Raw genomic sequence first — 14,577 nt, forward strand, 5'->3', positions numbered from 1 at the left:
TATTAATTTTCTTAGAGGTAAATTATTTAATTTTTTTTCTTTACATATTTTTTATTTAGGTTTTAATAATTAATGTGATGATTGTTTTCATGAGCCTGTTTCTACATATCTCTTTTACTTTCAATATTATTGGATTAACGCAACTCTTTTCTATAATTCTGCTCCCATTTCCATGAAGAAAATATCATGTCTTCTAATCCCCTTTGTGCTTTCCATTTAAGTTTTTCTTCAGCTACATCAGTTGAGGCATATAATACTGGTACATCACCATCTCTACGAGTAGTTATCTGATAGTTCAATTTATTCTGAGATACTTTTTCAAACATTTTTATGATTTCCATAACTGAATATCCATTGCCTGTTCCTAAATTAAAAGTTTCAAATGGTGTTTCTTGCTCCTTATTTAAAAGTCTTTTTAGGGCAATAACATGTGCTTCTGCCAGATCTACCACATGAATATAATCTCTAATTGGTGTTCCATCATTTGTTGGGTAGTCATTCCCAAAAACCTTAAGCTTTTCACGAACTCCCATAGCGGTTTGCGTTATATAAGGCATTAAATTATTAGGAATTCCATTGGGAAGTTCTCCAATTAAACCAGATTCATGTGCTCCTGTAGGGTTAAAATAACGTAAGGAAATTGCAGACAATTTAGTATTAGCTTTTACCACATCCTCAATAATCTCCTCTGCTATTTTTTTGGTGTTACCATATGGTGAAAAGGGGCGTAAGATTTCATTAGATTCTTTTATTGGTAAGGTCTTTGGATTTCCATAAACTGTTGCTGATGAAGAAAATATAAAATTATTAATATCATATGTCTCCATTGCAATTAAAGTATTTATAAGTGTACAAAGATTGTTTTGGTAATACATAAGTGGCTTTTCAACTGATTCTGAAACGGCCTTGTGAGCCGCAAAATGAATCACGGCATCAATATTTTTGTTATACCTAAAAGCATTATCCGCTAAAAAGGCTTCTTTTAAATCATTAGTAAAAAGCTTTGGAGTAACACCAGTTATTTTCTTTATTCTTTCTAAAACTTGTTTATTGGAATTGGATAAGTCATCAATGATTATAACTTCAAAATTATTCTCTATTAATGCTATAACAGTGTGAGAACCTATATATCCACAGCCTCCAGTCACTATAATTCTTTGTTTCATTTTTTTAGATAGTTTAATTTCACATATAGTTTACCAAAATAAACAGTATAAAGTAGCCGTAACAATACACACAACAATTGATCCTATATTAAATAGTGGTGACGTTTTAAATAATTCCTTAGATAATTTAATTCCTTTTTCATCCACTTTACCTTTATTTTGTAAATAACTTATTATTATAATCACTAGCATGGTTAACAAAGCTGTCAAGCCCATTTGATGCATCCAAGGCTCTAATCCTGAAATAGGGATGAATTTCAATACCAAAGCAATTGGAATTGATAAAAGTGCTCCCCAAATGGCTGCTGCATTTGTTGTCTTTTTCCAAAATAATCCTAAGATGAATACCGCCAATATACCTGGACTAACAACACCTGTCCATTCCTGAATAAATTGAAATGCTTGGTCAATACCTCCTAATAAAGGCGCCATAATAACAGCTATAACTAGTGCCACTGCTGCAGAGATTCGACCAACATTTACAGTTGTTTTATCATTAGCATCTTTATTAATATACTGTTTATAAATATCCATTGTAAAAATGGTTGACGTAGAATTTAACATGGATGCTAGTGAAGATACTATAGCTGCCGCTAGGGCTGCAAATGCTACACCTTTTAGACCCGTTGGTAAAAACTGTAATAACCAAGGATATGCTTTGTCTGCTTGTTCTGTTGATGGTAAACTTAATTGACCAGCTTCTCCTAATCCTGCCATAATAGCTGGATCATTTACCATGACATAAGCAGCAATTCCTGGAACAACCACTATAAGAGGAATAATTATTTTTAACCCAGCTGCTAACAAAATACCTTTTTGTGATTCTTTTAAAGATTTTGCAGCTAGCGTGCGTTGAATAATATATTGATTGAAACCCCAATAGTAAATATTGGCAACCCATAACCCTCCAATTAAAACCCATACTCCAGGTAAATTCAAATAATTCGCATTAGTGCTACCATCACTATTAAATTCGTCTAAAATCATATGAAACTTTTCTGGTGCAGCTTCCATAACTTTAGAGAATCCTACGATAATACCTTCGCCTCCTGAAACGGTATTCAAAGCCAAATAAGTGGTAAACAAACCACCTAAAACTAGAAACACAACTTGTATAACATCAGTCCAGGCAACAGCTGATAATCCGCCATATAATGAATAAGCCGCAGCGAACAATGCTAAACCAATTACAGCATATATCATGTCAAACCCCATAATGGTTTCAATGGCTAAGCCTCCTAAATACAGAACTGAAGCAAGATTTACAAATACATACAATGCAATCCAAAACACTGCCAAAATCGTTTTTAGGTTTGTTGAAAATCGCTTTTCTACAAATTCTGGAATAGTATAAAGCCCTTTTTCTATGAAAATTGGTAAAAAATATTTACCAACTATAATTAATGTTATGGCTGCCATCCATTCATATGAAGCAATAGCCAAACCTAATGCAAATCCAGATCCAGACATACCAATAAACTGTTCTGCGGAAATATTGGCTGCTATTAGGGAGGTCCCTATGGCCCACCATGGCAATGATTTACTTGCTAAAAAATAATCTTCTGCATTTTTTTCATGACCTGCTTTATCGCGAGAGACCCATAGCCCTACTCCTAAAATTAAAATGGCATATGCGATAAACACTGCATAATCCCAAAATTCAAATCCATTTGTCATAGTAGTTTTAGTTTAGTTATATAATTACTTCAAGATTATTTTAATCTTTTGTTAGTTTACTTCCCCACCAATCTTTGTTTGGTTTAAAATCTTTGGATAGCATATTTATGCGCTCTTTTTCAAGTTTGGGCAGTAGTTTTTCAACTATTTTTTTATCATAATTGACTCTTTTAACAGAATCAAATTCTAAATCTTTTTTAGGAAATTTAGCCTTTACACTTATTAGCCAGCTTTTTAGATTATTACTAAGTTTATTTGTTATTCTGGGGAATTTTGAAGCCAAATTATTCTGTTCATAAGCGTCTTCATTTAAATTGTATAATTCATTAATATCGTCTTCATAATAATGAATTAATTTCCAATCTCCTTGTCTAATAATAGATGAAGGATCACCACCTTGATTTCCATAATGCGGATAATGCCAGTACAAAGGGCGTTCAGGAAACACTTCTTCTTTTTCAATTAACTGTCTTAAACTGACACCGTCTTTATGTTGTTTTTCTAATAAATCTATTTGGGCATAATCTAAAATGGTTGGATAAAAATCAGCACCAGTAACAGGGTAAGTCACTTCTTTACCATTAGAATTTTGCCAAGGGACATAAATTAAATAAGGCCCTTTTATCCCTCCTTCCCATTGGTAACCTTTGCCTCCTCTAAATGGTAGGTTAGAAGTTGAAAAAGCATCTCCTGAAGATACACCTCCATTATCTGATGTGAAAATGACTATGGTATTTTTATCTAAATCAGATACATCAAGTGCTTTTAGTACCAATCCTACGGCATCATCCATACTTTCTACCAAACCAGCATAAATAGTGTTGTCTTGGGTTTGACGAATAGGTAACTTACGCTCCATAACAAAACCACTTCCTTTAAAACCTTGTAAATCAGCTTTATCTATGTATTTTTTCCACTTATCTTCAGTTGTTTGAATGGGTCCGTGAACTGCGTAAAATGATAAAAAAGCTAAAAACGGAGTTTCTTTATTTTGCCTTATAAAATTTGCCGTTTCATTGGCTAAACGCATAGAGAGATTTTCTCCATCTATCTTATCTTCTAACTTAGGGTTTTCAAAAGGTGAAAAGTAGCCGCCTATTGGACTGCCAGAATCCCAACCTCCTATATTAATATCAAAACCATGATCCTCGGGGTAAGAACCTATTCCTCCTAAATGCCATTTGCCAGCAAAAAAAGTTTTGTAACCATTGGCTTTCATGGTTTCAGCTAAGGTTATGTCTTCTTTTGATAAGTTATGAATATAATCAGCTGGCAATAATTTATCTTCTCTCTTTAACTGTCGCCAATCGATTCCTGATTTTGCACCTATCCAATCGGTAATGCCATGCCTCGCCGTAAATTTCCCCGTCATAATACTGGCTCGAGATGGACTACAAACACGACTGCAAGCATAACCTTGTGTAAAAATTGTACTTTCTGAAGCCAAACGATCTATATTGGGTGTTTCATAATAGGTACTTCCAGTAAAGGCTAAATCGTTTACTCCTAAATCATCAACTAAAATGAATAGGATATTTGGTTTTTGTATTGTTGCTGATTTATTTGATTTGTTTGAAGCGTCTGAGCAAGAAATAAATAGCATACTTAATAAAACGCTATAAAACATAAGTCTGTAATTATTTTTTATGAATGTTATAATCATTACAATAAAGATTTTAATGTTTTTACTGCTTGTTCTGCTGTAATATCTCTTTGTGGTGACCCAAACATTTCATAGCCGACCATGAATTTTTTAACCGTAGCACTTCTTAAAAGTGGCGGATAAAAACTCATGTGCCAATGCCAATGATTATTGGCATTTCCATCTGTTGGTGCTTGATGAATACCGCTAGAATATGGGAAAGAAGTGTTAAATACTTTATCGTAAGCTTTTGTTATTACCGAAATAGCCTCTGCATATTGCAATGATTCTTCTTTATTTAAAACTAAAATATTAGATTGATGCTTTTTAGGTACTATCATAGTTTCAAATGGCCAGATAGCCCAAAAAGGCACTAATACTGCAAAAGCATCGTTTTCAAAAATGATACGCTCTTGCAATTCTAATTCTTGCTTTAGATAATCACCTAAAAGGCTTCTTCCGTTTTTCATATAATATGAATATTGCTGTTTATCCTTTTTATCCACTTCATTTGGAAGTGTGGACTGACTCCATATTTGCCCATGTGGATGTGGATTACTGCAGCCCATTACTGCACCTTTGTTTTCAAAAATTTGAACGTAATTAATATCTGGATTACTCCCCAATTCTCGGTACTCCCTTTGCCATGCGAAAACTACTTTTTGAATATCCTTAACTTCCATTTGAGCCAAGCTTTTGGAGTGGTCTGGACTAAAGCAAATCACCTTACAAATACCTTGTTCACTTTGTGCTTGTAGAAGCCCATCTTCAACTTTGAAGCTTTTTGAACCAGTTTGTAATGCTGCAAAATCATTAGTGAACACAAATACAACTTCGTATTTCGGATTTATTTCTCCATTGATTCGAGCGTTGCCAGCACATAAATAACAGGTTTCATCATAACTTGGTCTTACCTCTTTTGATAAAGCTTCATTCTGCCCTTGCCATGGTCTTTTGGCTCGATGGGGTGAGACTAAAACCCATTCATTGGTAAGTATATTTAAACGCTTATGAGAATAGTCTTGTAAATCGGTATTCATTTTATGAATTGTATTAGTTTATTAGATGAGTTCCATCAGATAATTTAACTGAATATATTGAACATGCCTTGTCAAATTTTTCTTTGTAAGCTTCAGAAATAAACGCCTTAAAAGATGACGTTTCTGTTTTAGAAATTAGATTTATGGTACAGCCTCCAAAACCGCCACCCATCATACGTGCTCCTAATATATTAGGGTTTGTTTTGGCTTGTTCAACTAAAAAATCTAATTCTTCGCAGCTTACTTTATATTTATTTTGCAATCCGTTGTGAGATGCATAAATGAGTTCTCCCAAGGTTTTTAAATCTCCTTCTTGCATGGCCTTGGATGCTTTAACAACCCTTTCATTTTCTTGAATTACATATAATGCTTTTTGATAGTTTTCTGGTGTTACTTGATCTTTAATAGTATCTAAATCGAACTCTGTGGCATCACGAAGTGCTTTTACGTTCAGCATTTCTGCTATAGATTCACAAACTGAACGCCTATCGTTATAGGCACTATCGGATAAACTATGCTTAACATTCGTATTAATCAAGATAAGCTCATAATCTTTAAAATCTATTTCAAAAGGTTTGGATTTCACGGTTCTACAATCTAACAATAAGGCGTTATTTTCAATGCCAAACATGCTGGCATATTGATCCATAATACCACATTTAACACCGACATAATTATGTTCAGCTTTTTGTGAAATTAAAATCATATCCTCTTTTGATAATCCTAAGCTAAAAAGTTCATTAAGTCCAAAAACGATACTGTTTTCTAAAGCTGCTGAAGATGACATACCAGCCCCTCCGGGAATATCACCACCAAATACAATATTAAAATCACCTATGGTTTTACTTCTATTTTGGATTTCCGCAACTACACCAAGTAAATAATTTTGCCAACTGCCTTGCGCTAATGGTTTTATTTGATTTATACTAAACTCTAAGATTTCATCTTTGTCGGCTGCAAATGCTACGGACGAATTAGAATCGCTTTTTCCAATAGCAGCTACAATACCTTTATCAACAGCTGCAGGAAATACAAAGCCATCATTATAATCGGTATGCTCACCAATAAGGTTAATTCGACCTGGTGAGAAAATCATTATCAGTTCAGTTTTAAACTTATTTTCAAAGGTGCTTTTGATATTTTTGACTAATAAAGTGTTCATTTCTAATTTAGTTTAAGCTTCCAGTTAATGTTATAGCTGTCGTTTGGTTTTAAGACTTTTAAACCTATTTTATTGTTGAAACTATTTGAAATCCCAGTAGTTGGCTCAATAGCTAGGGTATTATCCTTAGGCGGTGTATATAATTGTAAAAAGGATTTTTTTTCAGAAGAGGTCAACTCAAAACTATAATCAGGTGTTTCAAATAAAATATTATTTGAGTCTAGTACAAAACAATCATCTAAAGACTTATTCTTAATCTTAAATTCATTATTTATTTCAATATTTCTTAATCCTTGAGTTATATTTCTTTCATCAAAATTAACATGTTTATGGCTTTTAAATCGAACAATGCTATTATATAAATTAGTACTAGTAAAATATGGATGCCAACCAATGGTAAAAGGAAAGGTTTTAAAATCTGTGTTTTTAACCGACACTGATAAATCAAGACTACGATTGGTTAACGTATATTTTAAATCAATTCTGTAAGTATAAGGAAACCCGTGGACATATTCTTTTTCTTCGTATCGCAAAAAAACTGCAGCTTCATCTTTTATGGTTTTTTTTGCAACCAGTTGAAATGTTTTATTATAAACCAAGCCGTGCAAGGCATTGTTTTCCTTTTGTTGATTAATATTTAAAAAATATGTATTTCCATCAAAATCATACTTGCCATCTGCAATCCTGTTAGCAAATGGAAACAAAATTGAAGAGGCATAAGTTTCATCGTAGGTTAAGGAGCTTAAATCCCTTATGATATGGTGATTATTAAGAACTAACTCTTGTATACTGGCTCCCAAATTTAAATAGATTTTTGCATAGGATACTTTTTCAGAATCTTCTATTTCTATAAAATCAAGATTGTTTTTTGAATCTTTGGTATGTTTGATTAGGTACAATTAATTTTTAAATTTAGGTTTGTATTCATTTTTAATAAATATAGATTTCAATTTTAAATATTTTATGATCGAACAAGGGGGTACTAATACATCAATTAAAGGGTTTATTAGTATAAATTTTCTAATATAAAAAGCTATCCTATAAATCAACCTCTAAAAGCTTTGGCCTTGTACCTGTGATAGTTTTAATTCTTTCAAGAACTTCTTTATTGGAATTGGATAAATCGTCAAGTATTAAGACTTCAAAACCATTTTCTATTAAAGCAACTACGGTATGCGATCCAATATAACCGCAACCACCTGTTACCATTATTCTCTTTTTCATCATAAAAACTTAATTATTTAATTACTTCAATCTTTAGCTTTTGCATTCCAAACTAATACAGCTAAAATCATTGAAAGTATCGCTGCGCCTAACCAAAATATTCTTATCTGTGAAAAATCATAAGTCATTACTCCTTCAACCATTGATGAAGAATCCTCTATGTATATGCCACTCATAACCTCTTGGATACCTGCTCCCGCATAACTAGCTATACCGATTAATCCCATGGCTGCACCTGCGGCTTTCTTTGGCGCTAAATCCACAGCCATTAAACCTCCTAAAAAAGTAATTAAGATACCAATAGCAAACCCGTGTACTACCATTGAAATTGAATCTGTTAGTACATTTGAGTTTGTATAAAACAAAAAGACTGACACAGATGCAACATTGAGAATTCCTGCCACCAAAGCCGGTACATTTCTACTGCCTTTAAAAAACCTGTCTGAAATAAATCCTGACACTACCGTTCCTATGATTCCCGATATGGCTGTCAATCCAATAATTTGAGCTGCCTCAATATTGCTGTAGCCTTTCTCTGCCTCGGCATAAAACACTCCCCAGCTCTCTATGGCATATCGGATGACATACATCAACGCCGATGAAAGCGCAAGTAACCAAATAGCTGGATTTTTTAATATGGCCTTTTGAGAACTACTTACATCTTTGGACTTATTTTCAAGTGGTTCTTCCCCTTTCTCTTTCTGCTCTAGCGATACAACAGAAGGCAAACCTTTGCTCTCTGGACTATCGTACAGGAATATCTTTACCATAATTGCTCCAAGTATTCCAACTATTCCTGCTCCCCAAAAGCCCCATTGCCAACCTCCCAAACCAATCAATAATGGCAACAGTGTAAAAGCAATTGCCTTACCTATGTTATGACTGGCACTCCACGCGGCATAATAGGTACCTCGCTCTTTTGCCTTAAACCACCTGGTAAGCGCTACTACACAGGGAGCTGCTCCCTGTGACTGAAACCAACCGCTTAAACCCCAGACTACAATAAACACCACAAAAATTGGAAAAAAGCCCAAAATTAAGTTGGCTAAAGCCGTAAAAAGTAAACCTATTGAAATAAATTTATTGACATTTAAATGGTCTGATAAAAAGCCATTTACTAACTTACCTATTGCATAGGAAAAGAAAAGAGCCGAACCAATTTGTCCTAATTGTGCAGGGTCAAATATTTCTGCATCCACTAGAGGTTTTTTAATGACGCTCAAACTCAACCTACATACATAAAAAAAAGCATATCCAAATGTGGCCGAGAGAAAAACACTCCATTTGGACAGCTTATATTTTCTAGTTGATTCTGTTACATCATTTATCTCTTCCTTTGCTGGAAGTGGGGCAAAGAATTTTTTAATAATTTTAATCATAATTAAATTTTTAAATTTTTTGATGAGTTTTTCGGGAAGAATATTATTTGGAAAAAGCGCAGTAATACAACTGCGCCATTTCACTTTCAACTAAACTAAATTAAGACTAACTCATGCTATTAATAGTTCTTAGTTATGAAGTCCTTTGCTCCTTAAATACTTCAATAATAATTCAGGTCTATCGGTTTGAATGATATCAATATTATTATCAATAAACCAATCGTAAATTGCAGGATTTTGAACAGCTTTTTCATCATCATGCCCTGCATTGTGATGTGCCCATAGTGCATTAACCCAAATACTTGAGCCCCTATCCCTGATTTTTTTAAATTCTTTTATGAATTTGATACTATCATGTTTCACCGTAAATTCAAATGCTACAGGTGTGTTACTAGAAGATAAATACTCTTCAACTATTGTAGTTGCGTTGTTATTTGGCAATCCTAATATTGGCATAAAATGAACTTTACCTAGGTAAGCTCCAAATTCATTTTCAACCTCGGACAAAGATTTTGCCCCTTTAATTACAACTTGGTCTTGTGTATCGGTTTCTTTGATAATGGCATAACATTTGTCAAAAATGCTATAACTCTTATCTAGATTAACTAATATTTTGCCCTTGGCTACTTCTAAAGCTTGTTTTAGAGTAGGTATTTTATGTTGGGTTGCCACCCCTAGTCCATCAACTAACCGTAATGTTCTCAGAGAATCCAAGGACCATTCATTTATATTACCCTTACCAGTAGTAGTTCTATCTATAGTTTTGTCGTGCATTAAAACTAAGTGACCATCTTTTGTTTCTCTTATATCAATTTCAACCATGTCAACACCCATTTCAATACAATTTTCTATAGCCTGTATAGAGTTTTCTGGTGCATTTCGCCAATCTCCTCTATGAGAAACAACAATGATTTGATTGTCATTTGAATCTTCTAAATTTGCTATTTTATCTTTTAAGGTTGAGTTTACTGTCAATTTTCCATCATTTTTACTATTTGAATCACAAGGACATTCTTCTTTGCATCCAGTAAAAACAGCTAAAAAAATAATTATAAGTAAAATGGGTGTTCGCATGATATTTTTAATGTTTCAGCTAAGTTTATTTAATCACTAATTTTGAGGTTGCTACTTTAGCATCTTCATTTACTTTCAAAATATAAACTCCAGCTCTTAGATTTGAAGTTTTAATCATCTCATTTGCTTCAATACTTTTTGTGTACACTTGTTTACCTAACATATCAAAGATTTGAATCGATTTTATACCATTTGAAGCTGTTGATACATAAAACTCTCCATTATTAACTGGATTAGGGTATACTGTGAATCCGTTAATAGATTCTTTAGATGTTGATAAGGTAATGGCGTTTACGTTTGATGTGTGTCTTGCATTTTTACCATACATAGGCCAGCCTCCTACTTGTAAACCAGTTGCAGAAGTAGTTAAGGCACTTAATTTACCCGCAGAAGCTGTTTCAACACCAACGTAAATTGTACCATCTGAATTAATGGCAGCCGGAGATGTAATTTTAGTTCCTAAACTTAAAGGCGTGTAAGCTTCTGTACCATCGCTATTAAGCACATAAAACATTCCACTAGTGTCACCAAAATATAATCTGCCAAGATTATCAATAGCAGGAACAACTTCAATTGCTGAACTTGCTGTGTAAGTCCAAAGTATATTTCCATTTAATGGATTAAATGCTTGCATTTTTCCTCCAGTATTACCTAAATACACAGTTCCATCAGCGGCAACTGCTGGACCACCCTTCTCTACATTCTCGCCAGTAAAGGTAACAGACCATTTCTCAGTACCATCTATCGGGTTATATGCTTTCAATACACCATCACCTGCTGAATTTAATTTTGCGGAAGCATAAATTGTTCCATCATCTGCAAGCGCTATTGCTGAACTGGCATAACCACCTGACCCATATGTTGCAGACCATTTTTGAGTACCATCTGGATTAATTGCATAAATATTATCGTTAGTTGCAATGGCATAAATAGTTCCATCAGATGCTATAGCAGGTACGCAATTAAAATCAGTTCCTGTTTCAAAAATCCAATTTTGTGTTGTCAAATCGAGAGTGAAGTTTCGAGCTCCTCTATTATTGTTATTACGAGTCATTATATAAACTTCTCCATTTGAGGCAAAAGCTGGAGCTGAATAGCGTACTCGAGAGTTCATATAAAAAGTACGTAAAGTATCCCCCGTAGCAGCATTAAATCTATGTACACGTCTTCCATAATGACCGCTTATATAAACTGATCCATCTGCATTTATTGAAGGACTGGATATAACTTGATCTACTTTACCTTGAGAAGAACCTTCATTAACATGTCCCATCCATTTTAGAGTGTTATTTGGGTTTATAGCAAAGAGATTTTCAGGAGAAGTCTCATAGGTTAGTGTTTCTCTTGTACCATAATCACAAGCTATGTAAATTGTACCATCATTTGCAATAGCTGGACCCGAGTAAGCTACTTTATCTGGTAATGTATAAGACCAGCTTTCAACTAACTGACCATAAGAGGCCATAGATAATAATAATCCTAATACTGTGTAAAATTTTTTCATAATATTTAAGTTTTGAATGTTAGTTATCTAGACGGCTCTTAAAAAGAACCGTCCGATATTTATTTAATAAATTGGTTTTGAATACTTTATCTACCCGTATGCTTAGCATCCTTGGCATACATAGGCCAACCTCCATTTGCTAATCCTGTAGCTTCTGTTTGGAACGCATAAACTTTGCCAAAATCACCATCATTTGCAGCTACATATATAGTGCCATCTGAACCTATTACAGCCGATGAATGAATTTCATCACCAAGCTTCACAACTTTATATAATTTCTCGCCATCAGAACTTATGACATGAAAGAATCCAGCAAGGTCTCCAAAATATAGGTTACCTTCATTATCAATGGCTGGTACAGTCTCTATTGCTCCATTTGCTGTATAAGACCATTTTTCAGTACCATCTGGGTTGTAAGCAATCATTTTTTCCTCATAGCCACCAAGATAAATGGTTCCATCTGGAGCTATCGCTGGACCTCCTTGGTTAGCCTTAGCTGGTAAAGTCTTACGCCATTTCTCTGTACCATCTGCTGGGTTATAAGCAATTAGCACACCTTCAGAACCATTTTCCCCTGCGAAATAAACAGTTCCGTCCTCTCCTATTGCTATTGCAGTTGCTGCCCAAGTTCCGTAAACCGCGCGCCATTTTTCTGTTCCATCAGGATTGATGGCATAAACATTATCATTGGTTGAGCTTACATAAATAGTTCCGTCAGATGCTATCGCCGGAGTTGAGTTAAAGTCTTCTCCTGCTTCAAACACCCAGTTCATAGTATTTAAAGATGCATCTAAGGAGTAAAAACCTTTTCCTGCTTTGTTGTAACCACCAACATATACTGTACCATCAGCTCCAAAAACAGGACATGAGTAACGTATTCTGGCATCTGTATTGTATTCTCCTTCAATAACACCTGTTGATGCATTAAGACGCCATATTTTTCTACTGTAAAAACTAGCCGTATATACAGATCCATCAGCAGCAATTGAAGGGGAAGACCTTATTTGGTCTGACTTATTTTGAGACCCTTCCAAAAATACCTGATCCCAAACTTTTGCACCATCTTTTATAGCTATAAAATCTGGACCTTGATTTTCCCTAATAGCCTGATTGAATCCAATAAACAACGTTCCATCATCCGATAAGGCAGGTGATGAATGGTTCAACTTACCTTCCAAAGTATAGTTCCATAACTCAGTTGGAGGTGTACTTGATAATGACTGTTCTAAAGTAATGGTTTTAGAGGTTAAAATACTTGAGCTTCCAGTATTGTCAACAACTGTTAATGTAATGGCGTATTCACCTCCATCTGCATAAAAATGTTCTGGAGACTGCTTTTGTGAGCTTTCGCCGTCACCAAAGTCCCAATTCCAAGATGTTATAAATCCATCTATATCAGATGACTTGTCTGTAAAAACTATTTTTTCTTCTGCTCTAAATTTTTCTGCTGTAACTAAAAAATCAGCTACTGGTTTAACGGTTTCTGCTCTTCCTATAGCAGCTACATCATCACTTTCACAAGATGTAAATGTATATATCACTAATGCACTAAAAACAAGCGCTAACGTTATTATTCTTTTCATGATTAATTTATTTAATTAATATATTGTTTTACTAAAACCGGATAATCGGTTTGTATAATATTTCCCATTAGATTGACAATTTTATTAATTTGATTATAGTTGTCATCTACTGGAACAGTACTGGTGTTTACGTAAGCATTTTTTAGAATATACCAGCCCTCTCCCTTTGCTTTATCAACTAGATTTTGATTAAAAGAAGCATCAGTATAATGCACTACTTTAACACCCGTATCTATATAGGTGTTGAAATCTGACTCGCTACTAATGTTAGGCATCGCAAGCGCATTGGCATCCTTACTTATTATGCTGTTGATAACCGCAACATCTTTAGAATAAAACAACACTTGTTTTACCATGCCGTATTGTTTTATATCAGCATAAACCTTTTCAAAAGGGGCTTTGTTATGAATATCTAAATCTATATAAAGTTGTCCTCTGGATATTGCCAAAACTTCTTTTAAAGTTGGAATTCTTTCGTTGGTTAAAACACCATTACCATCGTAAAGTTTGAATTCTTTTAATTCCTGAAGTGTGAAATCTGAAACATTACCAGAACCATTAGTTGTTCTGTCTATGGTTTTATCATGCATTAATACTAGCTCACCATCTTTTGATGTTCTTACATCAATTTCAATCATACCGATAGAATTGGTAATGGCTGCATTTACTGAGGCTATAGAATTTTCAGGATGTACATTATGGTTTCCTCTATGCGCACAGATGAGTATTTCATCATCACTCAATTTATCTATTAGGGCTTTTCTTCCACTAATATCGTTACTATAATATACCTTAACGTCTTGTGAAACTGCAGAAGTATTATTGCCGTTTTGTAACGTTAATGTTACCTCATAGGTTCCTCCCCCAATTTCAGTGTATGCATGGGATGGGTTTTTGGAGCTTGAAGTATTTCCATCTCCAAAATCCCATTCATACACTGTATTTTCATCAATCCCAGTAGAGTTATTTGTAAAATTAACAGGAGTACCAATCTGCACTTCGGCTGGCTGAAACGAAAATGATGCCGTTAATTTTTGAGTATTTGGTTCATCAGTGCTACACGATGGTAATACCGTAAACAACATGAAATACCATACAAATATGAATACAAACTTTTTCATTTATA

Annotated in this window: 11 protein-coding genes and 1 pseudogene; all 12 read right to left on the minus strand. The window is 34.1% G+C overall.

Annotated elements, in window-relative coordinates:
* Nucleotides 1–134: 134 nt before the first annotated feature.
* The 12 genes and pseudogenes from galE to ACIEHO_RS14650 all read right to left on the minus strand — a co-directional run bounded on the left by galE (nt 135) and on the right by ACIEHO_RS14650 (nt 14,572).
* Entirely contained in the window at nt 135–1,166 is a 1,032-nt protein-coding gene (galE, locus tag ACIEHO_RS14595) for a UDP-glucose 4-epimerase GalE (RefSeq protein WP_406973031.1), read from the minus strand.
* Between the two features lie 30 nt (nt 1,167–1,196).
* The gene (locus ACIEHO_RS14600) at nt 1,197–2,843 is read right to left on the minus strand and encodes a sodium/sugar symporter (protein ID WP_406973033.1); all 1,647 of its coding nucleotides are present in this window, start codon (nt 2,841–2,843) and stop codon (nt 1,197–1,199) included.
* Between the two features lie 40 nt (nt 2,844–2,883).
* On the minus strand, nt 2,884–4,506 hold the full coding sequence (locus tag ACIEHO_RS14605; protein WP_406973035.1) for a sulfatase: 1,623 nt from the start codon (nt 4,504–4,506) through the stop codon (nt 2,884–2,886).
* A complete protein-coding gene (locus tag ACIEHO_RS14610; protein WP_406973037.1) occupies nt 4,506–5,525 on the minus strand; it encodes a UDP-glucose--hexose-1-phosphate uridylyltransferase in 1,020 nt (339 codons plus the stop codon). The genes ACIEHO_RS14605 and ACIEHO_RS14610 overlap by 1 nt, the downstream gene beginning before the upstream one ends.
* A gap of 13 nt (nt 5,526–5,538) precedes the next feature.
* Nucleotides 5,539–6,687, minus strand: coding sequence for a galactokinase (gene galK / locus ACIEHO_RS14615; RefSeq protein ID WP_406973039.1), 1,149 nt, complete (start codon nt 6,685–6,687; stop codon nt 5,539–5,541).
* 2 nt (nt 6,688–6,689) lie between these two features.
* Nucleotides 6,690–7,586, minus strand: coding sequence for an aldose 1-epimerase (locus ACIEHO_RS14620; protein WP_406973041.1), 897 nt, complete (start codon nt 7,584–7,586; stop codon nt 6,690–6,692).
* A 142-nt stretch (nt 7,587–7,728) separates the two neighbouring features.
* Nucleotides 7,729–7,911: pseudogene (locus tag ACIEHO_RS14625) on the minus strand (NAD-dependent epimerase/dehydratase family protein); the annotation flags it as partial.
* Nucleotides 7,912–7,937: 26 nt separating this feature from the next.
* Nucleotides 7,938–9,374 (minus strand): MFS transporter, encoded by a 1,437-nt coding sequence (locus ACIEHO_RS14630; protein WP_406973161.1) that lies wholly within the window; start codon nt 9,372–9,374, stop codon nt 7,938–7,940.
* A gap of 45 nt (nt 9,375–9,419) precedes the next feature.
* Entirely contained in the window at nt 9,420–10,364 is a 945-nt protein-coding gene (locus ACIEHO_RS14635) for a glycerophosphodiester phosphodiesterase family protein (RefSeq protein ID WP_406973043.1), read from the minus strand.
* Between the two features lie 25 nt (nt 10,365–10,389).
* Nucleotides 10,390–11,868, minus strand: coding sequence for an outer membrane protein assembly factor BamB family protein (locus ACIEHO_RS14640; RefSeq protein ID WP_406973045.1), 1,479 nt, complete (start codon nt 11,866–11,868; stop codon nt 10,390–10,392).
* 86 nt (nt 11,869–11,954) lie between these two features.
* Nucleotides 11,955–13,451 carry an outer membrane protein assembly factor BamB family protein gene (locus tag ACIEHO_RS14645; RefSeq protein ID WP_406973047.1) on the minus strand — a complete coding sequence of 499 codons (1,497 nt, stop codon included), beginning with the start codon at nt 13,449–13,451 and terminating at the stop codon, nt 11,955–11,957.
* Between the two features lie 11 nt (nt 13,452–13,462).
* Nucleotides 13,463–14,572, minus strand: coding sequence for a glycerophosphodiester phosphodiesterase family protein (locus ACIEHO_RS14650; protein ID WP_406973049.1), 1,110 nt, complete (start codon nt 14,570–14,572; stop codon nt 13,463–13,465).
* Nucleotides 14,573–14,577 lie beyond the last annotated feature (5 nt).

The sequence above is a fragment of the Flavisericum labens genome (genome assembly GCF_045446075.1).
GTDB lineage: Bacteria > Bacteroidota > Bacteroidia > Flavobacteriales > Flavobacteriaceae > Flavisericum > Flavisericum labens.